Source organism: Novosphingobium sp. ZN18A2, assembly GCF_036784765.1.
GTDB lineage: Bacteria > Pseudomonadota > Alphaproteobacteria > Sphingomonadales > Sphingomonadaceae > Novosphingobium.
In genome coordinates this window covers 1,942,242-1,962,886 of sequence record NZ_CP136651.1, presented here as the reverse complement: position 1 = coordinate 1,962,886, position 20,645 = coordinate 1,942,242, and the positions used below count along the sequence as shown (strand labels likewise).

At 63.6% G+C, this 20,645-nt stretch carries 18 protein-coding genes and 1 tRNA gene; 5 read left to right on the top strand and 14 right to left on the bottom strand.

Going from position 1 to position 20,645, the window contains the following annotated elements; all coding sequences use genetic code 11:
* Positions 1–5: 5 nt before the first annotated feature.
* Positions 6–1,097 (top strand): phosphotransferase, encoded by a 1,092-nt coding sequence (locus tag RXV95_RS09430; RefSeq protein WP_338465797.1) that lies wholly within the window; start codon positions 6–8, stop codon positions 1,095–1,097.
* Positions 1,097–2,191, top strand: a complete 1,095-nt coding sequence (locus RXV95_RS09425) for a hypothetical protein (RefSeq protein WP_338465796.1) — start codon at positions 1,097–1,099, stop codon at positions 2,189–2,191. The genes RXV95_RS09430 and RXV95_RS09425 overlap by 1 nt, the downstream gene beginning before the upstream one ends.
* On the opposite strand, the gene RXV95_RS09420 is transcribed toward RXV95_RS09425, so the two are convergent.
* Genes RXV95_RS09420 through ribB form a run of 3 tightly spaced genes read right to left on the bottom strand, consistent with a single transcriptional unit; the run spans position 2,180 to position 4,795 of the window.
* Complete coding sequence (locus RXV95_RS09420) at positions 2,180–3,103, bottom strand: aldo/keto reductase (protein WP_338465795.1); 924 nt, start codon at positions 3,101–3,103, stop codon at positions 2,180–2,182. The two genes, RXV95_RS09425 and RXV95_RS09420, sit on opposite strands and share 12 nt — an antisense overlap.
* Positions 3,100–3,519 carry a 6,7-dimethyl-8-ribityllumazine synthase gene (ribH, locus tag RXV95_RS09415; RefSeq protein ID WP_338465794.1) on the bottom strand — a complete coding sequence of 140 codons (420 nt, stop codon included), beginning with the start codon at positions 3,517–3,519 and terminating at the stop codon, positions 3,100–3,102. Before ribH ends, RXV95_RS09420 begins: the two co-directional genes overlap by 4 nt.
* Before the next feature lie 4 nt (positions 3,520–3,523).
* Positions 3,524–4,795, bottom strand: a complete 1,272-nt coding sequence (gene ribB / locus RXV95_RS09410) for a 3,4-dihydroxy-2-butanone-4-phosphate synthase (RefSeq protein WP_338465793.1) — start codon at positions 4,793–4,795, stop codon at positions 3,524–3,526.
* Positions 4,796–5,035: 240 nt separating this feature from the next.
* On the opposite strand from ribB, the gene RXV95_RS09405 reads away from it, so the two are divergent.
* Positions 5,036–7,969, top strand: a complete 2,934-nt coding sequence (locus RXV95_RS09405) for a TonB-dependent receptor (RefSeq protein ID WP_338465792.1) — start codon at positions 5,036–5,038, stop codon at positions 7,967–7,969.
* Positions 7,970–8,160: 191 nt separating this feature from the next.
* Here RXV95_RS09405 and RXV95_RS09400 read toward each other — a convergent pair.
* From RXV95_RS09400 to RXV95_RS09375, 6 genes are all read right to left on the bottom strand, one after another.
* Positions 8,161–8,236 (bottom strand) — tRNA-Lys (locus tag RXV95_RS09400).
* A gap of 67 nt (positions 8,237–8,303) precedes the next feature.
* Positions 8,304–9,416, bottom strand: a complete 1,113-nt coding sequence (gene rodA, locus RXV95_RS09395) for a rod shape-determining protein RodA (protein WP_338465791.1) — start codon at positions 9,414–9,416, stop codon at positions 8,304–8,306.
* 2 nt (positions 9,417–9,418) lie between these two features.
* Complete coding sequence (mrdA, locus tag RXV95_RS09390; protein WP_338465790.1) at positions 9,419–11,497, bottom strand: penicillin-binding protein 2; 2,079 nt, start codon at positions 11,495–11,497, stop codon at positions 9,419–9,421.
* 3 nt (positions 11,498–11,500) lie between these two features.
* Positions 11,501–12,058, bottom strand: coding sequence for a rod shape-determining protein MreD (gene mreD, locus RXV95_RS09385; RefSeq protein WP_338465789.1), 558 nt, complete (start codon positions 12,056–12,058; stop codon positions 11,501–11,503).
* Positions 12,058–12,957 (bottom strand): rod shape-determining protein MreC, encoded by a 900-nt coding sequence (mreC, locus tag RXV95_RS09380; protein WP_338465788.1) that lies wholly within the window; start codon positions 12,955–12,957, stop codon positions 12,058–12,060. The genes mreD and mreC overlap by 1 nt, the downstream gene beginning before the upstream one ends.
* 78 nt (positions 12,958–13,035) lie before the next feature.
* Positions 13,036–14,082 (bottom strand): rod shape-determining protein, encoded by a 1,047-nt coding sequence (locus RXV95_RS09375; RefSeq protein ID WP_338465787.1) that lies wholly within the window; start codon positions 14,080–14,082, stop codon positions 13,036–13,038.
* A gap of 189 nt (positions 14,083–14,271) precedes the next feature.
* Here RXV95_RS09375 and mutL point away from each other — a divergent pair, with 189 nt between their 5' ends.
* Together mutL and RXV95_RS09365 are read left to right on the top strand one after the other, a co-directional pair.
* On the top strand, positions 14,272–16,125 hold the full coding sequence (gene mutL / locus RXV95_RS09370) for a DNA mismatch repair endonuclease MutL (RefSeq protein ID WP_338465786.1): 1,854 nt from the start codon (positions 14,272–14,274) through the stop codon (positions 16,123–16,125).
* A complete protein-coding gene (locus RXV95_RS09365; RefSeq protein WP_338465785.1) occupies positions 16,125–16,583 on the top strand; it encodes a hypothetical protein in 459 nt (152 codons plus the stop codon). The genes mutL and RXV95_RS09365 overlap by 1 nt, the downstream gene beginning before the upstream one ends.
* Positions 16,584–16,601: 18 nt before the next feature.
* Here the strand turns inward: RXV95_RS09365 and RXV95_RS09360 are convergent, their stop codons facing one another.
* The 5 genes from RXV95_RS09360 to pth all read right to left on the bottom strand — a co-directional run bounded on the left by RXV95_RS09360 (position 16,602) and on the right by pth (position 20,581).
* A complete protein-coding gene (locus RXV95_RS09360) occupies positions 16,602–17,054 on the bottom strand; it encodes a MaoC family dehydratase (RefSeq protein WP_338465784.1) in 453 nt (150 codons plus the stop codon).
* A gap of 111 nt (positions 17,055–17,165) precedes the next feature.
* The gene (locus RXV95_RS09355) at positions 17,166–18,431 is read right to left on the bottom strand and encodes an ectonucleotide pyrophosphatase/phosphodiesterase (protein ID WP_338465783.1); all 1,266 of its coding nucleotides are present in this window, start codon (positions 18,429–18,431) and stop codon (positions 17,166–17,168) included.
* 57 nt (positions 18,432–18,488) lie between these two features.
* Entirely contained in the window at positions 18,489–19,589 is a 1,101-nt protein-coding gene (gene ychF / locus RXV95_RS09350) for a redox-regulated ATPase YchF (protein ID WP_338465782.1), read from the bottom strand.
* Positions 19,590–20,015 (bottom strand): GNAT family acetyltransferase, encoded by a 426-nt coding sequence (locus RXV95_RS09345; RefSeq protein ID WP_338465781.1) that lies wholly within the window; start codon positions 20,013–20,015, stop codon positions 19,590–19,592. It abuts the gene before it with no gap.
* Positions 20,012–20,581 (bottom strand): aminoacyl-tRNA hydrolase, encoded by a 570-nt coding sequence (gene pth, locus RXV95_RS09340; RefSeq protein ID WP_338465780.1) that lies wholly within the window; start codon positions 20,579–20,581, stop codon positions 20,012–20,014. Before pth ends, RXV95_RS09345 begins: the two co-directional genes overlap by 4 nt.
* Positions 20,582–20,645 lie beyond the last annotated feature (64 nt).

Sequence of the window (20,645 nt, the reverse complement as noted above, 5' to 3'; positions counted from 1 at the left end):
AGGGCATGGCCGGATTCCCGGCGCACCCCGATGCGCTTGACGTTACCTGGCTGACGCAGCGCCTGCACGAAGCGGGCCTGCTTGGGCATGATGCCGCGGTAACGACCGCGCGCTGGGAACCGATCGGCACGGGCCAGGTGGGCGACAGCGTGCGCATCCACCTTGATTATGACCGGGCGAGGGCCGGCCCCGCCACGCTTGCCGCAAAGTTCCCGGCCGAAGACGAGACAAGCCGAAACACCGCGGCGATGTTCGGGCTCTATCGCAAGGAAGTGCACTTCTACCGCGATATTGCACCGCACGTGGCAGTGCGGGTTCCGCGCGCACTTGCCGCCGAAGTCGACGAAAGTGGCGCGCAGTTCGTGCTGTTGTTCGAAGACCTGGCGCCAGAGCGCGGCGGCAACCAGATCCACGGTTGCGGCATCGAAGACGCACGGGCCGGTATTCGCCAGGCCGCAGCGCTTCATGCGCCAAGCTGGCATAACGATGCCTTGCTTGAGCTGGACTGGATACGGCCGGTATCAGGCGTGTCGCAACAGGTGATGACGCTCTATCCCAATGCGCAGGCCATCTTTCGCGAACGTTATGCCGATGCGCTGGAACCGGAACTGATGGCGGTGTGCGAAGGCCTTTGCGACGCGGGCGCGCTATGGTTCATGCGTGATCCCAATCCGCAATGCGTCGTGCATGGCGATTTCCGGCTCGACAACATGCTGTTCGGCGTTGGCGGCGGGCGCGAACCCATTGCGATACTCGACTGGCAGACGGTTGCCATCGGCACGGCGATGACGGACATCGGCTATTTCCTCGGCTGCGGGATCGGGAACGATCTGCGCCGCAAGCACGAGCGCGAGCTGCTGGACCTCTATGCCGACGAGATGGGGCGGCGCGGCGTGCGTCTTTCGCGTGAAACGATGTGGGAAGAATATCGCGTCGGCGCATTGCACGGCGTTTCAACGGCGGTGTTCAGCGCCGCCTATGTCGAGCGCACGCCGCGCGGAGACGAGAACTTCCTGTCCATGGCGCGCGGAGCCTGCGCGCTGGCGCTTGAGCATGACAGCCTCGGCGCCCTGAAAACCGCAAAGGAAACTGCCTGATGCTGACCAAGGGTGACGAATATCCGCTTCACCAGACCCCGGAACCGATCGCCTACGCCGGCACAGACCGAAATTTCTACGATCGCTATTTCTTCAATGGCTATTCGCCCGACGGATCGACCTTTTTCGGTGTTGCGTTCGGCGTCTATCCGCACCTGAACGTGGCCGATGCGCACTTCACGGTAATCCGCGACGGCACCGAATACTGCCTGCACGCATCATGCGAGCTTAACATGGAGCGACTGAGCCTTGAGGTAGGCCCGATCAGGATCGACGTGATCGAACCGCTCAAGGTGTTGCGTGTGATCGTGTCCGGGCATGACGGGATCAGCGCGGACATCACCTTTACCGGGCGATCCTTCCCGATCGAGGAACCGCGTTTCGTCCATCGTTACGGGCCGCGCACCTTCATGGACTATACGCGGATGACGCAGAATGGACATTATTCCGGCTGGATCGAAGTCGACGGAAAGCGCGAACAGCTTGCCGAAGGAACGGCGGGAACGCGCGACCGGTCATGGGGCATCCGCCCGGTCGGCACGTCTGACGCGCAACCGCATCCGGGCGGGCTGGTGCCGGCCTTCTTCTGGCAGTGGACGCCGCTCAATTTCGCGAACCGTTCGATGTTCTTCCACATCAACGCCAATACCAGGGGCGCGGCGTGGAACACGCGCGCGGTGATCGTGCCCGACGGGGCAGGGCCGGACGAACAGATCCACATTGAGGATGCGGAGATGGCCGCCACGTTGCAGCCGGGCACGCGCTGGCCCTCTGGCGGGACGCTTACCCTGCCGACCGCGGACGGCGACCTTCACGTCAGCTTCGAACCGATCGGCCGGTTCCAGATGCGCGGCATGGGCTATACCTCTCCCAAGTGGAGCCACGGGCTCTATCACGGCCCGCTTGAAGTGGAGCGCGAGGATATAGACCTTGCCGCCTGCGAACCCGGACAGCCGCAGAACCTGCACGTGCAGATGATTTGCAAGGTCCGCATCGCCGAAACCGGCGAGGAGGGCGTTGGCGTGTTCGAACAGCTTGTGATCGGCCCCTATGCGCCGATGGGCTTCAAGGAGATGTTCGATCTAGCCCAATGACGCGGTGAGCCGGGCTATCTGGTCGTCGTCCAGTTTCAGCGAGACGGCGGCGATCAGTTGCGCCAGCTGTTCGACGCTCGTCGCGCTGGCGATGGGAGCGGCGATTCCAGGCTGTGAAAGCAGCCAGGCCAGCGCGATTTCGGCAAGCGGCGATCCAGTTTCTGACGATACTTCGTCCATCGCCGCAAGGACGGCCGCGCCCTTGTCGAGCAGCTTCTTCATCCCACCGCCACGCGGGCTTTTGCTCAGGTCTGCCTCGGTCCGGTATTTCCCGGACAGGAACCCGCTGGCGAGGCCATAGAACGGCAACATCGCCACGCCGCGCTCGACGCACAGCGTTTGCAGGTCCGCACCATAGGCGTCGCGGGCCACGAGGTTGTATTCGTTCTGCAGCACGCCATAGCCCGGAACGCCAAGGCGCTTCGCCGCATCAAGCGCGCCGGACAGCCGCTGGGCAGAGAAATTTGACGCGCCGGCCTCTCTCACCCTGCCTTCTGCAATCAGGTCCGCGAACCCTTGCGCCACTTCATCCTGTGGCGTTTCGGGATCGTCGCGGTGCGAATAGAAAAGATCGGCGTAATCGGTACGCAAGCGTTCCAGCGACTTGTCCAGGTGTTCGCGAAGCGCATCGGGCTTCAATCCGCCGGGCTTCGCGTCGACATTTGTTTTCGTCGCGATCCGCATATCCCCGCGCACCCCGCGGCTTTCCAGCCATTCGCCGATTACCGTTTCGCTTTCGCCGCCCGAATGGCCGGGCACCCAGAAGGAATAGCATTCGGCGGTGTCGATCATCCGTCCGCCCGCTTCATAGAAGGCATCAAGCACCTCGAAGCTGCGGTCCCGGTCAGCGGTCCACCCGAACACGTTTCCGCCCAGGACCAGCGGGATGCCGGAGATCGCGGGATGGCTCATGCGAACTTCTCCTTCAGCGAGAGCAGCGCCATTGCCGCCTTCGCAGCTTCGCCGCCCTTGTCCTTCTGCTTCGGATCGGCGCGAACGAGGGCCTGTTCCTCGTTCTCGACCGTCAGGATGCCGTTGCCGATGGGCATTCCGTCCATCGTCAGCGCCATGATGCCGCGCGCACTTTCACCCGCGACGATCTCGAAGTGGTAGGTTTCTCCGCGGATTACAACGCCGATGCCGACGTACCCGTCATAGAGGTCGCTCTCCGACGCGAGCGCGATCGCCGCCGGGACTTCCAGCGCGCCAGGCACGGTTATCACGTCAACCGTATGCCCCTCAGCCTTCAACGCGGCGCGGGCGCCATCGACAAGCATATCGTTCAGGTGGTCGTAGAAACGGGCTTCGACGATAAGGAAGCGGGCCATGCGATCAGTCCTCCGGTATCGGGCGTTCGCCGACGATGTTGAGGTCATAGCCCTCGATCGCAACGATATTGTGGTGCGAGTTGGTCAGCAGAATCATGTCGTGCACGCCAAGGTCCGCCAGGATTTGCGCGCCGATGCCATAGGCGCGAAGGTCCATTCCGCCATCGGTCGTACCGCTTACCTCTCGGCTGATCGATCCCTGTTCGCTGGGCATCAGCAAGACGATCAGGCCCGATCCGGCCTTGCCGATCTCCGACATGGACCGTTGCAACGTGCGCTTGCGCGGGCCGGGCTGGCCCAGCAGGTCGGAATGGAGCGAGATGCCGTGCATGCGAACAAGCGTGGGTTCTCCGGGACGCACCGCGCCCTTCTGCAAGACGATGCTTTCAGAGCCATCTACCTTGTTGCGATAGGTCTTGATCGTCCAGTCGCCGCCATAGTCCGAAACGAACGGCGCTTTTGCCACGCATTCGACCAGGTGATCGTGCTTGCGGCGATATTCGATCAGGTCGCGGATCGTGCCGATCTTCAGGCCATGGCGCCGTGCGAAAGGCAGCAGGTCGTCAAGCCGGGCCATCGTGCCGTCTTCGCGCATGATCTCACAGATCACGCCCGAGGGGTTGAGGCCGGCAAGCCGCGATATATCCACCGCCGCTTCGGTGTGCCCGGCACGCACCAGAACGCCGCCGTCGCGCGCAACAAGCGGGAAAACATGGCCCGGCGTGACAATATCCTCGCGCCCCTTGGCCGAATCGACCGCGACGGCAACCGTGCGCGCCCTGTCGGCAGCGGAAATTCCCGTGGTCACGCCTTCGCGCGCCTCGATGGAAACCGTGAATGCCGTCTCGTGCCGCGTCCCGTTGTTGCGGCTCATCAGTTCCAGGCCAAGTTGTTCCGTTCGCTGGCGGGTCATCGACAGGCAGATAAGGCCGCGACCGTGCGTGGCCATGAAGTTGATCGCATCGGGTGTGGCCATCTGTGCCGGGATGATCAGGTCGCCCTCGTTCTCGCGGTCCTCGTCATCGACAAGGATGAACATCCGTCCATTGCGCGCTTCGTCGATGATTTCCTCGATCGGGACGAGCGCGGGGGTGTCGTCCGATTCGATCAGCACGCGCTCCAGCTTGGAAAGCGTGTCGGCCGTGGGGTTCCAGTTGGCCTGTGTAAGATCGCGCAGGGTGTTGGCGTGCAACCCTGCCGCGCGGGCGAGGCCGGACCGCGACATGCCGCCTTCAACGACGATGCGGCGAATCCGTTCTATCAGTTCAGTGGACATGGCGCGATCCTATTTCACATTTGAATGTGAGGCGCAAGGGCCGTACCGCACATTCGAAAACATCCAAAAAAGGGCTGATTCTCGACAAAGTGTTGCCGACCAGCAACTAGACTGGGCGGTTTACCCTACGGAATGCCGGACTTTCGAATTGAAGGTTGACAATGAATCGTGGTCGTTATGTCCTGTCTTCCGGAAAGCCCGCGTTCAGTCGGGCGCCGCTGGAGAGAGAGGTCTTTTGCTATGAGGGGCAAGCTTACCCTGCTGGCCGGCGTTTGTGCCGCCGCCGTTACTACACCCGCCTTTGCACAGAGCACTGGTGAGGACGCACCGATCATCGTTACCGCACAGCGCCAGGCGCAGCGGTTGCAGGACGTTCCGGTTGCGGTCAGTGCCTTCAACTCCGAAGCGCTGGAAAAACAGCAGATCAAGACGACCAGCGACCTTCAGCTGTCGCTTCCCAACGTGACGTTCACCAAAACGAACTTCACGTCTGCCAGCTTCACCATTCGCGGTATCGGCGATTTGTGCGTGGGCGTGACCTGCGACAGCGCCACCGGCATCGCGATCAACGATTCGCCGCTGTTCCAGACGCGCCTCTTCGAAGGCGAATTCTACGACCTTGGCAGCATCCAGGTTCTGCGCGGTCCGCAGGGCACCCTGTTCGGGCGTAACGCCACGTCGGGCGTTGTCGATATAGGCACCGCGAAGCCCGATCTCAATGGAATCCACGCGGCGGGCGAAGCAGAATACGGCAATTACAACTCGATCAAGGTCAAGGGCATGCTCAACGTGCCGCTGACCGAATCGCTGGGCGTGCGCTTCGCGGGGTACTATCTGAACCGCGACGGCATGACGAAGAACCTCTTCGACAATTCGAAGATCGACGACCGCGACCAGTACGGCCTGCGCGGTTCCATCCGCTTCGAGCCGTCATCCAGCACCACGATCGATCTCATGGCACAGTATTTCCATGAAAAAGATCATCGTATGCGCATCCAGAAGCAGCTGTGCCAGAACGATCCGACCGGCATCCTGGGCTGCCTGAATTCGACAACGCCCTATGGGACGACCAATGCGAATTCGACGCTGGCATCGATCCTGACGTCGAAACAGTTTTTCGCCATCCAGGGCATCCCCACTGCCTTTGCGCTGAACGACCTCTACGGAACGGACGCATTCGCAGGCGTTGTGAACCCGAGCGATCCGCGCGTCGTGAACACGGCCTATACGCCCCAGTATTTCACCGACGAATGGATCGTCCAGGGATCGTGGAACCAGGAACTGGGTAATGGCCTGTCCCTGAAGCTGTCGGGTGACTGGCAGCAGGTGGCGGTCGATTCCAGCCAGGATTACAACAACGCGATCCAGAGCAGGGCCGGCATGCAGGCCGGCCTCAACACGCTTGCCTATGCTGCAGCGGGTGGCCTTGATGCTTCCAGCGGTCTGCCGCTCAGCACCTATCTTGGCCCGCTCGCAAGCGCCCTGATGCCCAACGGCCCTGGCGGACAACTGTGCACATCGGCGCCGGAAACGACTGGCACCGGCGTGTTTGGCGGGCACAGCGTCTGTTCGGACTATCCGCTCGCGTTCGACCGGTCGGTCCAGTACAACACGAGCTGGTCGGGCGAGGCACTGCTCACCTCGAAGTGGGACGGAATGTTCAACTTCCTGCTGGGCGCCAACTACAGCAAGTTCGATCTGAACGAAAACAGCTATTACGTTGACTCGTTCGGCCTCGATTACGCAACTGGCCTGCTCGGTTCGTTTGCTTCATTGACCAACGGACTGCCGCCGTCATACCTGGCAACGCCATTCTACCGTAACAATTCGACCCGTCTGAATGTCGAAAGCTACGGCATCTTCGGCGAGGCCTACTTCCAGTTTACGCCTGACGTGAAGCTGACCCTCGGCCTGCGCTACAACAACGACAAGAAGCACATCGAGGCGCGCACCACGCTGGCCAGCTGGTTGACCCCCTATGGCTCGACCAATGCGTATGATTCGCCCTTCTTCGGTACGTACGATGCGGATGCCAACACGCCGGGCATCCAGCCCCTGCAGATCCGCGATGCGAAGTTCGATGCGCTTACGGGCCGTGCCGTCCTCGACATCAACCTGTCGCCGGACAACATGATCTACCTGTCGTATTCGCGCGGCTACAAGTCGGGCGGCATCAATCCGCCGCTGTCGCCGGTGTTCTCGGTGCCCGAGAATTTCTCGCCCGAATTCATCGACGCCTTCGAAATCGGTTCGAAAAACCAGTGGGGCGGGCTGACGCTGAACCTCACCGGCTTCTATTACAAGTACAAGGACCTGCAGCTTTCGCGCATCGTCGCCCGTACCTCGGTCAACGACAATGTCAGCGCGGACATCTACGGTGCCGAAATCGAAGCGATCATCCATCCGGTGCGCGCGATGACGGTCAACGTGACCGCCAGCTACCTCCACACCCGGGTTTCGCAGGACAAGTATCTTGCCAACCCGCGTGACTTCGGCGGGGGCCGTTCGGATGCAGTGATTATCAAGGACATCACCAACGCATCGAACTGTGCTGTGGGTGCTAATACCGCGGGCAACGCGGCGGGCGTCAACGCTTTCGTGAACTTCGTGAACAGCGAGATCAACGCCGGCAACGTTCCGGGCGTGGCCGCCGGGGCTGGTCTCCAGCCCACAACGGCGTTCCCTGCTGGTAGTGGCATCAATTCGACCGGCGCCTTCGGCATTTGCGCGGCGCTTGCCGGATATGCGCAGGCAGCTGGCACCAGCTTCGATCCGAATGGCATCACCGTCTATTCTTCGGGCATTGCGGAGAACATCCGTGGCAACAAGTTGCCCGGTGCACCAAACTTCAAGGTGGCTGCCGGTGCCCAGTATGAAATCCCGGTGAGCAACATGACGCTGACGCCGCGCGTTGACGCGATCCTGACCGGCGATACGACCGGAAGCATCTTCAACGGCAACGTCAACCGGATCGCCAGCTACACCCAGATCAACGCGCAGATCCAGCTTGATGGTCCGGACAAGCGCTGGTTCATCCGTGGCTATGTGCAGAACCTGGCGAACTCCAACCCGGTTACCGGTCTTTATGTAACGGACCAGTCGTCGGGTAACTTCACCAACATCTTCACGCTCGAACCGCGCCGCTACGGCATCGCGGCCGGCTTCAAGTTCTGACGATACAATGGGGGCGTCCCGGCCGCATGGCCGGGGCGTACCGCCGCATCGACGGCGGGATGGCGCCGGGTCCGTTGGGCCCGGCGTTTTCCGTTCCCGCGGCCGTGGATCGCGCACGCGACCGATCCGGCAGCAGCAACACCGTCTGACCGAATGGAGCGTGGGATTCAGCGATTTGTGAGGAGAGGCGATGGTGGACGCACTAGGGCTCGAACCTAGGACCCGCTGATTAAGAGTCAGCTGCTCTACCAACTGAGCTATGCGTCCGTTCCGTCGCGGAGCCGCCCCTATAACGATGTTTTTTGGGGCATCAACCCCTTTTTGAACGACAGGTTCAATTAAGTCCGCCCGGTCGTTTGCCCCAGCGTTCCACGGCCATGATCGTGCCGAAGCAGATCATGTTGGTCATCATCGACGATCCGCCGTGGCTCATGAAGGGAAGGGGGATGCCGACCACCGGAGCAAGCCCCATCACCATCATCAGGTTGATCGCGATGTAGAAGAAGATCGTCGTCGTCATCCCCGCGGCAAGCAGGCGGGAAAAGCGGTCTGGCGCGCGGGTGGCGACCTTCAGGCCCCAGGCCAGCACGATGCCGAAGATCAGCAAAACGAACAGCCCGCCCAGCATCCCCCATTCCTCGAACATCGTCGCGAAAACGAAGTCCGTGTGGGATTCGGGCAGATAGTCGAGGTGGCTCTGGCTGCCGTTGCCGAACCCCTTGCCGAACAGTCCGCCCGATCCGATGGCGATCTTGGACTGGGTGATGTGATAGCCCGACCCCAGCGGATCGCTTTCAGGGTCCAGGAACGTGAAAACGCGTTTGCGCTGGTAATCGTGAAGCAGCGTGAAAAAGGCGATGGGCGCGGCTATGGCTGCCGCGAGGCCACCACCGATGAACCAGCTGAGCGGCAGGCCCGCCAGGAACATGATCACGACCGCGCCGAACGTGATGGCCAGCGCCGTGCCGAGATCGGGCTGGAGCATCACGAATCCCGCCGGAACCGCCAGCAGGATCGCCGCCGGAACGATCGAGCGCCAGTTACGAACCTCTCCTGGCGGCAGCGAATCGTAGAACCATGCCAGCACCAGCACGATGCCCGGCTTCATCAGCTCGGACGGCTGCAAGGTCATGAACCCGAGGTTCAGCCACCGCTGGCTGCCGCCGCCGATGCCGCCGATCAGTTCCACCAGCACCAGAAGCACGCAAAGGATAACGTAGGTGGGGAAGGCCGCCAGCTTGAACCAGTGCTGCGGCAGGTAGCTGATGACGATTGCCATCACCAGGAACACCAGGAACCGGATTACGTGCATGGCCGCCCACGGGCGCATATGCCCGCCCGCGGCGGAATAGAGCACTGCGCCGCCGAACAGCACGAGCAGGAACAGCGGCAGGATCACCTTCCAGGGCTGCGCCGCAATCCATCCGGGGGCATAGGTGCGCGGCACCGTCAGTTCCCTCTTGCCGGCGGGATATTGACGGCAGGCGCGGTCGCGCTTGCGGCGGGCGGTGCGGCCACCGTGGCGGTCGGCTCGGGCGCGGGAGAGGCGGCCGTGGTCTGCGGCGTCTGGGGTTCGGCAGCGGGGCTGTTGTCGTCCGCCACGGTTTCGGCGACTTGCGCATCGTCCGCCGCCTTGGGCGCATTGGCGCCGTATTTGGCCGCGAACGCCGCGTATTTGGCGGCCATGCGCTGTTCGACGTTGCCGCCCCACTGGGCTTCCAGCGTTTCCAGCGCTTCCATCGCCTTCGCGGGGTCGAAGATATAGGTCATCACGTCACGCGCCACCGGCATGGCCGCGCTCGACCCGCCGCCATGTTCGATGGTCACCGCGCAGGCATAGCGCGGGTTGTCATAGGGTGCGAAGCACATGAAATGACCGTGATCGCGGTATTTCCACGGGCCGGACTTGCCGTTGGCGACGCTGAGGCTGACGACCTGGGCGGTCCCGCTCTTGCCAGCCATCTTCACGCCCGGAATGGGAAGTTGCGCCCGGTGTCCGGTGCCACGCCCGTTCACCATCTCGTTCATCGCGTTGTGGATCAGGTCGAGATGATCCTGCGGGATGCCCAGCGATTCCACATGAGGGTGCTGGTCTTCATAGAGCATGCGCGGCATCAGCTTCTTGCCCGATGCAAGGCGTGAGGCCATCGTGCACATCTGCAACGGGTTCACCAGCATATAGCCCTGGCCGATCGTCGCGTTGACCGTGTCGTAGTCCTGCCATTCCTTGTGGTACTTGCGCATCTTCCACGCAGGGTCCGGCACCGTGCCGTAAGACTGGCCGTTAACCGGCAGCGGAAATTCCTGGCCCAGCCCAAGGCGTCGCCCCATCGCCGCGATCGGGTCCATGCCCACCTTCTGGGCGAAGTAATAGAAATAGACGTCGCAGGACTGGTAGATGCCCTTTTCCATGTTGACGACGCCGTGTCCGTGCCGGTTCCAGCAGTGGAATACGCGGTTGCCCACGCGCAACCCGCCATTGCAGACCACCGTTGCGTTCGGGTCCAGTCCCGCCTCAAGGAATGACAGCGCCACCATCGGCTTCACGGTGGAGCCGGGGGGATAGAGCCCGCGCAGAACCTTGTTGCGCAAGGGAACGTGATCGTCTTCCGACAGCATCTTCCATTCGATGCGGCCGATACCGTCGGAAAAGCTGTTGGGATCGAAACACGGCATCGAAGCCATCGTCAGGACATCGCCCGTCCGGCAGTCCATCACCACTACGGACCCGGATTCGAGCCCCAGGCGCCGTGCCGCATAGTCTTGCAAGGGGCCGTGGAGCGCCAGTTTTACCGGCTTTCCGGGAATATCCTCGCGCGTGCTGAGTTCGCGGACGATGCGCCCCGTGGCCGTCGCCTCCACACGCCGCGCGCCGGGCGTTCCGCGCAGGCGGTGATCGAAGTATTTTTCAAGCCCGTCCTTGCCGATTTTGAAGCCGGGCGTGATCAGAAGCGGGTTGTGCTCTTTTTCATAATCCTCGGCAGAGGCGGGGCCGACATAACCGGTTACGTGGCCGACCACCGCGCCGGTCGGATAAAAGCGCGAATAACCGCGCTGCGGGATCACGCCCTGCAATTCGGGCAGGCGCACGCTGACAGCGGCATATTGCTCCCACGCGAGGTTGGACGAAACCTCGACGGGCTGGAACCCGTGCGCCTTCTCCAGCTTGTCGCGCACGTCGCGGACCTTGTCCGGCGGAAGCTTCAGCAGGTTGCCCAGCGTTGTGACCGTCTTGTCCGCGTCGACCAGCCTGTCGGGAATGATGTCCACGCGGAAATCGGCGCGGTTGGATGCCAGCGCGGCGCCGTTGCGATCGATGATCCACCCGCGCCTCGGGGGGATCAGCGTCAGGTTGACGCGGTTGCTTTCCGAAGCGGCGCGATACTTGTCCTGCTCCGCCAGCGACAGGTATCCCATACGCGCCGCCAGCAGGACGCCGACGCCGGCCTGCCCCACGCCGAGCACGAAAGTGCGGCGGTTGAAGGTGTTGACCAGCTTCGCGGCATTCATGGGCAGGGGGCGGCGCATCGCTTACAGTGTCCGGAACCGGGTCAGCCTGAAGCGGTCCAGCAGGGCGACAAGCCCGCTTACCGCCGGATAGAGCGCGATCGTCAGCACAAGCTGGGGAAGAACCGCAAAGGGAAGGATATATCCCGAAGCGATCCCCGCGATCACCGCGCCCAGCAGAAGATAGCCTGCAAAAAGCCCTGCGGCGGCCAGCCAGTCCTGGAAGAAACCGCGCCACAGATAGCGTTCGTCAACGAATTCCATCGCCAGCATCGCAAGCGACCACAGCACGACCGCGCTTCCCATCGGTTGCCCCGAATAGAGATCGTCAAACGCACCCAGCGGCAGGCCGGCCCACACCGGCAACAGGCCGGGGCGCATCATCCGCCATGTAATCAGCAGCATGAAGCCCAGCGGCGGCATGATCGGCGCCGATGCGATCACCGGCGAGAGGCTGGCCATCGAGGCGAGCAGGATCGACGCCCAGGGCACGCCGATGGCGAGAATGGGCGAAGTATCGCGATTGATCTGGTTCGGTGCGCGGCGGTTGTCGGTCCGGGCAACGATCCTGGGCGTTGCCATTACGGAAGATCCTTCGGTTCGGGCGCGGTCTTGCCGCTTTGCACCTCGTCCGCCACCGCCGCTTCGAAAACCGGCTCGACCACCACGAATTCGCTGTCCGCCGGGTTGGCGGCAAGCCGCGCGTCGGCGCCGTCGCGCGTTGTCGCCACCGCCACGGCAACCGGGATACCCGGCGGATAAAGCCCGCCGGAGCCCGATGTCAGGAACACGTCGCGCGGGCGCACCACGGCAACGCCGGTGTTGATCAGGCGGATGGCGATGCGCCCGTCCGAAGCGCCGGTCACCATCGCCGGCAGGCCATCGGACGCACGCCGCACCGGCACCACGTTTTCGGGATCGGTGACGAGCAGCACGCGCGAGGTATTGGGCCATGCGTCGAGAACGCGGCCGACAAGGCCGGTCGATGCCCGCACCGGCTGGCCCACGCGCACGCCCTGGTTCGTGCCCACCGACATCAGCGCATAGCGGCGCATACTGGCGGAGGACGACCCGATCAGGCGCGCGGCCGCCACGGGCTTGCGTTCCGGCTCCACGATGCCCAGCAGCGCCTTCAACCGGCGGTTCTCATCCTGAAGGGCGCGCATGGTCAACGCATTGGCGCGCGCTGCTTCCACCTCGCGCTGCATTTGTGCGTTGCGGCTGCCCATCGTCAGGTATCCGGCTATGGTCGACCAGATTCCCTGCCCGGCGCTGCGAACGTGCGCGTTCGCTTCACCCAACGGGCGCGCGGCTTCGGCTGCCACCCCGCGCGCGGGCGAGAACGCCCGCGGATTGGTGATTGACAGTGCCAGCAGGCCAAGCCCGATCGCGACGCCGAAAATGGCGACCACGTATCGGGTGAAAATTCCGTATTGCGCCCTACGCGAAAAGCCCGGGCGCCGGTCCTTGCTCGGCGCCATCGTCTCCGTTTTTCCCTTGCGAGGGCCTGTTCAAGCTGCCCCCCGCGCTGTGTCTAGCATTGCTGGGTGAACCGCGCCTTACGCGGTCATCAGCACGCCGCGATAGATCGGATCCTCCATCGCGCGGCCGGTGCCGAGCGCGACGCAGGACAGCGGGTCCTCGGCCACGCTCACCGGCAGGCCGGTTTCGGCGCGAAGGTGTTCGTCCAGGCCGCGGATCAGCGCCCCGCCACCCGTCAGCACAATGCCCTGGTCGACAATGTCCGCCGCCAGTTCGGGCGCGGTGTTCTCAAGCGCGATGCGCACGCCTTCGATGATCGCGCCGATCGGTTCGGACAGGGCCTCCGCAATGTTGGCCTGAGTGATGGTGATTTCCTTGGGCACGCCGTTCACCAGGTCGCGCCCCTTGATGTGGATCGTCTCGCCCACGCCGTCTGCCGGGACGGTCGCGATGCCATAGTCCTTCTTGATCCGTTCCGCCGTGGCGTCCCCGATCAACAGGTTGTGGTGGCGGCGGACATAGCTGACGATGGCTTCGTCCATCTTGTCCCCGCCGACCCGGACCGAAGTGGTGTAGGCAAGGCCGCGCAGGCTGAGTACCGCGACTTCGGTGGTGCCGCCACCAATATCGACGACCATCGAACCGACCGGTTCGGTAACCGGCATGTCGGCGCCGATCGCGGCGGCCATCGGTTCAAGGATCAGGTAAACCTGGCTGGCGCCCGCGTTCGATGCGGCATCGCGAATGGCGCGACGTTCGACCGAGGTGGAGCCCGAAGGGACGCAGATCACGATTTCCGGATAGCGGAACATCGAGGATTTGCCCGTCACCTTCTTGATGAAATGCTTGATCATTTCCTCGGCCACGTCGATTTCGGCGATCACGCCGTCGCGCAGCGGGCGGATCGCTTCGATGCTGTCGGGGGTCTTGCCCATCATCATCTTCGCATCGTCGCCAACGGCCTTGACCTTCTTGATGCCGTTGAGCGTTTCGATGGCAACCACCGAAGGTTCGTTCAGCACGATGCCGCGATCCTGCACATAGACAAGCGTGTTCGCCGTGCCGAGGTCGATCGCGATATTCTGGGTGCCGAACTTGAAGAATCGAGAAAACATCGAGGCCATCAGGGAATCCGTGTATTTCTGCGGGCTTGACCGCGCATTTAAGCGGGGCCGACCGGTCGTGTTATCCGGGGATGCGGCTCATTAGCCGATGCTTTGCGGAAAACCCATGCTTTTTTGCAACAGAAGGCAAGGTTGTCCACACCATCCGTCTCGAAATGCCGCGTCTTCGCCGCTAGGCTCGCGCGGACCATGCCGAATGCCCCGTCAAACACCGCGTCAAGCACCACGCCAGGCTCCGGCCGGACCATCCGTCGCCTGCCGGAAACGCTGGTCAATCGCATCGCCGCAGGCGAAGTGGTGGAGCGGCCCGCAAGCGCGCTGAAGGAACTGGTGGAAAACGCCATAGATGCCGGCGCGCGGTCCGTTTCCATACGGCTTGGCGAAGGCGGCCTGTCGCTGATCGAGGTGACGGACGACGGTTGCGGCATGGCGCCGGACGAAATCCAACTGGCGCTGGAACGGCACGCAACGTCCAAGCTGCCCGACGAGGCGATCGAGGCGGTGGAAACGCTGGGCTTTCGCGGAGAAGCCTTGCCCTCCATCGCCAGCGTTGCGCGCGTGACCATCGAAAGCCGTCCGCACGGCGCGGGCGAAGGCTGGCAGCGCATCGTCGATCACGGACACATCGTGTCGGAAGGACCGGCCGCCCTGCCGCCGGGAACGCGCGTGCGGGTGGAACAGCTTTTCGCCAAGGTGCCGGCGCGGCGGAAGTTCCTGCGCACGCCGCGTTCGGAATGGGCAGCTTCGCTGGACATCGTGCGCCGACTGGCCATGGCGCGACCCGATGTGGGCTTTACGCTTGAAAACGACGGGCGCCGCGCGCTGCAGGTCCAGCCCGGTGAAGAGCTTGCTCCGCGTGTCGCGCGCCTTGTCGCGCGCGAACTGGCCGACAACGCGGTGGCGGTCGATCTTCAGCGCGGAGAGGTCAGGCTGACCGGCATCGCAGGGCTGCCGACTTACAATCGGGGCGTGGCCGATCATCAGTACCTGTTCGTCAACGGGCGGCCGGTGAAGGACAGGCTGCTGGTTGGCGCGGTGCGCGGCGCCTATGCCGACATGCTGGCGCGTGACCGCCATGCGGTTCTTGCGCTGTTCCTGGATATTCCGGGCAGCGAAGTGGACGTGAACGTTCATCCGGCGAAGACCGAAGTGCGCTTTCGCGATCCCGCGATGATCCGCGGCATGGTGGTCAGCGGGCTGCGCCATGCGCTGGCGAGCGAGGACAGGCGGAGCGCGCAACCGCCGGCGCAATCGGCGATGGATGCCTGGCAGGCGGAACCGGTTGCGCCCGAAGGCTCGCCCGCCGCTTCGCAGGCGAGCATATTCGCGGGTGGCGGGTGGACCGCGCCGGGCCGGTTGGAAGACGCGGGGCGCGCGTGGCGTGGATATGAACAATCCATCATGGCCGCGCCCGCGGGCAGGGCGGAAGAGGCCGCCGAAGCAGCGCCCGATGCGGCGGAGCATCCGCTGGGCATTGCGCGCGGGCAGGTTGCCAACACCTATATCGTGGCCGAAGCGGCGGACGGACTGGTGATCGTGGACCAGCACGCCGCGCACGAACGCATCGTGCTGGAACGCCTTCGTGCGGCCGGGGCGGGGGAAGGGGCAGCGCCCAGCCAGACCCTGTTGATCCCCGAAGTCGTGGAGATGGAAGAGACGGCGTGCGACAGGCTGGAAGACGCGGCCGAAACGCTGGCGCGCTTCGGACTTGTGGCCGAACGGTTCGGCCCGCAGGCCATGCTGGTCCGCGCGGTTCCCGCGCCGCTGGCCAAGGGCGATCCGGAGAAGTTGCTGCGCGATGTCGCGGACGATCTTGCCCAGCACGGAGAGGCGCTGCTGCTGGGCGAACGGCTCGACCTCGTTCTGGCGACGATGGCCTGCCACGGCTCGGTGCGGGCAGGGCGGGTGCTGAACGTCGCCGAAATGAACGCCCTCTTGCGCGAGATGGAAGTCACCCCGCGGTCGGGCCAGTGCAACCACGGCCGTCCGACATGGGTGAAGCTGGCGCATGGAGATATCGAGAAACTTTTCGGGAGGAAGTGATGCTGAAGCCTGCCGTGGCGCTTGCCGCAATCGTCCTGCTCGCCCCGCTGGGGGGCTGCGGCCAGAAGGCCGACAAGTCTCCGAAACCTCTGGTTACGCCCGAACCGATCCTGTTTCCCGATATCACCGACGGCAAGCTTTACGGATCGGGCTGCAACTTCGTTCCCAGCGACGGCGGGATGGGCGCCTATGCGCTGGGGCTGGACAAGCACGCCTATATCAAGATCGGCGGAAAAGTGGTGACGCTAGACCCGGATACCGCAAGCGCGCGGCTGCCGAAAAACGGCTGGTCGCGATACACGGGCGGGGGCTATGCGCTCACGCTGTCGCGCTCGGGCGCAGCGGCGGACAAGCAGTCTGGCGTGCTCGACATGTTCGATGGCAGGATGGAACTGGCCGATAAGGCCGGGAAAGTGCTCTATTCAGCGAACGGCAACATCCAGTGCAAACCGATGTAGACCATTGGCCTCAAGCGATCAGCCTTCCGGATTGCGCACGCGGATCAGGCCGATGGAAGTGAAGCTCATCACCAGTTCGTCGTTCTGGTTGTAAACCTTCATCGTCGACCGGAAGCTGCCCATTTCGGGCCGAGAGCGGCTGCGCTTCTTGCCCAGCAACTGCGTTTCGCAGCGTAGCGTATCGCCTGGATAGACGGGCTTGTGCCAGCGCAGTTCATCAACGCCCGGCGAGCCCAGACCCGCCTGGCCCTGTTCCTTCAGGTTTTCGACGACCATCCGCATGGTCATTGCGCAGGTGTGCCAGCCACTGGCCGAGATCCGGCCGAAATGCGTTTGCGCGGCTGCCTCGTCCGACAGGTGGAATGGCTGGGGATCGAACCGCCCGGCAAATTCGATCACTTCCTCGCGGGTCACTTCATAATGGCCGAAACGCTGGACAGCGCCCGGTTCCAGATCTTCGAAATACTGCACAGGCCAAATTCCCTGCAAGATGACGGCCAAGACTGTGCATCCCCTAGTGGTCCGGATGCAGGCTTGTCGAGTGAATGCGTCAGCTTCGTGACATATTTGGACCTGGCAGGGTCAGCGCGGCGCAAGCGCGCTTTCGACAGGGGCAAGGCTGCCGTCGATTCCTTCGTCTTGCGGCAACCCGATCAGGCGACGCAGCAGCGGCGCCACGTCCACGTTGTCGAACGGGGGCAGCCTGTATCCGGAACGGAACGCCGGGCCATTTGCCACGAACAGGGCGGCCATTTGCGGGGCGGCATTGTCATATCCATGCGCGCCTGCGTGGAACGGTTTGGCCGGCGCGGCCTGAAGGATCACCCAACCCACGTCGGCAAGGCACAGGAACGGCGGGACGCGGGGGTTTGTGCCATAGTGCAGGCGCGCGGGAATGTCCGCCTTGCGCCAGCACGTCATGTGGTCGTGCGGCGCAAGCAAGGCCTTGGCCAGCGCCGCGTCGTGCCCGTCGGTCGGGACGAAAGCGGCATATGGTCCATCAACGATCAGCCGGTAGTCCGCCGGATCGACGATCTTGTTAAGCGCGATCACCCGGTCGCTGGAGACGGCGGCCATGCCGTGATCGGCGACGATCACCAGGTTTGCCGGCTGGTGCAATGCGGCCAGTCCGGCAACCAGTGAACCGATGCTGCGATCCACGTCGGCAATGGCGGCATCGGTTCCCGAAGCGTCGGGACCGAAACGGTGCCCGGCAGAATCGACCGTGTCGAAATAAAGCGTCAGGAACGCGGGGCGATCGTCCGCCGGGCGGCGCAGCCAGTCGAGTATCGCGTCAACCCGCTGGCGTGCGCTTACTGCCTGGTTGAACTGCTGCCAGTCATGCGGGCGCACGCCACCTTCTACGGCGCCATGCCTGCCGGTTCTGGTGCCACCCCACGCGACGTTGGAGCCGGGCCAGAACATCGTCGCGGTGCGGATGCCCGCCTGTTCGGCGGCAACCCAGATGGGCTTTGCCTCGTCCCACCAGAACGGATCGTCGCTGGCCATGGTGAATACTTCGCCGGGGCGGCGCGGATCTTCCATGGTGTTGCCGACGATGCCGTTGTGATCGGGATAGTCGCCCGTAACCAGCGCCCAGTGATTGGGGAAGGTCTTCGACGGGAATGACGGCCGCATCCGCGCGGTAACGCCGCCCGCGGCCAGTTTCGACAGGTTGGGCGTTATCCCCCTGTCCAGATAGTCGGCACGGAACCCGTCTATCGAAACAAGGATCGTAACCGGCGGGCGCCCATCGGGCGTATCCGCCAGCGCGGGCGTGAACGTGACGGCAAGCGCAAGGAAAAGCGCGGTTATCAAGCGAATCGGTGCGGGCATGGGACGAGTCATGCCCGCATTTCACGAAATTTCGAAGTCACCCCGTCCGGCGGCCGGGCGCACGCCGCATCAGACGTTGAACTTGAAGTGCATCACGTCGCCGTCGTGCACCACATATTCCTTGCCTTCCTGCCGCAGCTTGCCCGCATCCTTCGCGCCGGTTTCACCGCCGAGCGACACGTAATCGTCATAGGCGATGGTTTCGGCGCGAATGAAGCCGCGCTGCATATCCGAATGGATTTCGCCCGCCGCTTCCGGCGCCTTGGCGCCGCTGTGCACGGTCCACGCCCGCGCTTCCTTGGGGCCGACAGTGAAGAAGGTGATAAGGTGCAGCAGATCGTATCCCGCGCGTATCACGCGGGCTAGGCCGGTTTCGTGCAGGCCCATTTCTTCAAGGAACACAAGCCGCTCGTCCGGTTCCATGCCCACAAGGTCGGCCTCGATCGCCGCGGAAACGGTAACCGCCTCGGCCCCTTCGGCAGCGGCCTTGTCGAACACGCGCGCGGAATGGGCGTTGCCGTTTGCCGCCGCGTCTTCTTCCACGTTGCAGACATAGAGCACGGGTTTCGCGGTCAGCAGTTGTGCCTGCCGGAAAACGCGCGCTTCCTCGTCGTCTTTCGGCTGCGTCAGGCGCGCGGGCTTGCCTTCGCGCAGCAGGTCGAGCGCCTGGCCAAGCACCGATGCGATCAGTTTCGATTCCTTGTCGCCCTGCGCGGCCTTTTTCTGCGCGGCGGGAACCCGCTTTTCCAGGCTTTCAAGGTCCGAAAGCATCAGTTCGGTTTCCACCGTTTCCGCATCGGCGATGGGATCGACCTTGTTGTCGACGTGCTGGATATCGTCATCCTCGAAGCAGCGAAGAACGTGGACGACCGCATCCACTTCGCGGATGTTGCCAAGGAACTGGTTGCCCAGGCCTTCGCCCTTCGATGCGCCGCGCACCAGCCCGGCGATGTCCACGAAGGCAAGCTGCGTGGGAATGATCTTCTGGCTGCCCGCGATCTTCGCCAGTTCGTCAAGCCGGGGATCGGGCACGCCGACCTGCCCGACATTGGGCTCGATCGTGCAGAACGGATAATTCGCGGCCTGCGCGGCCTGCGTCTCGGTCAGCGCGTTGAAAAGCGTGGACTTGCCGACGTTGGGAAGCCCAACGATGCCGCAGCGGAAACCCATTCAATCGTCCTTTTCGTTCAGCCAGCGCGCCCATACGCGCACGGGCTGCAAATCCCAGTCGAGGCGCTCATACAGCCCTTGGGCCGGATTGCCATCCCGCACCATCAGTTCCGCCTTGGGGCAGCCCTGCGCGCGCAGGAAATCGCAAGCCGCCTCCACCAGACGCCGCGCATGGCCTTCGCCCTGCCGGTCCGGCGCAATGCCCACGTAATAGAGCCAGCCGCGATGTCCGTCGAACCCGGCCATTGCAGACCCGATGATCGCACCCGCGTCCTCAATCACCAGAACGGTCGATCCCGCGAAGGCGATGGCGCGTTCGAAATCCGCCAGCGGATCGTTCCAGGGACGGGTGAGGCCGCACGCGCGCCACAGTGCGATTACCGCGTCCGCATCGTCCGGCGATGCCGCGCGCAATATGCCGGTCATCGTTGTTGCCGCAGCGCGACGTCGCTCATGAAGCGGGCGTCATCGCCCTTTGCCAGCCAGTCCGCTTCCGATGCGACGGCGCCCAGCATTTCGATCAGGTCGTCCTGTTCCGCCTTGGCGAAATTGCCCAGCACGTGACCGTGCACGCGCTCCTTGTGGCCGGGGTGCCCGATGCCGAGCCGCACGCGGCGGAAGTCCGGGCCAAGATGCCGGTCTATCGAACGCAGTCCGTTGTGACCCGCCAATCCGCCGCCCACGCGCACCTTCACCTTGAACGGGGCAAGGTCCAGTTCGTCGTGGAAAACGGTAAGCGCGTCCACCGGCAGCTTGTAGAAGCGCAGCGCCGCGGCGACCGAACGGCCGCTTTCGTTCATGAACGTGGATGGCTTCAGCAGCAGGATCTTTTCAGGTCCGATGCGCCCTTCGCGCAGCAGGCCGGAAAACTTCTTCTGTTCCGGCCCGAAACCGTGGACTTCGGCAATCGTGTCGACCGCCATGAAGCCGACGTTGTGCCGGTGCATCGCATATTGCTGCCCGGGGTTGCCGAGGCCGACCCAGAGTTGCACTTGACCCTGCTCCAGAAGTTGGCGCGTCCCCGCCGGGGCAGGGACGCGCTAACGCGATGCGAGG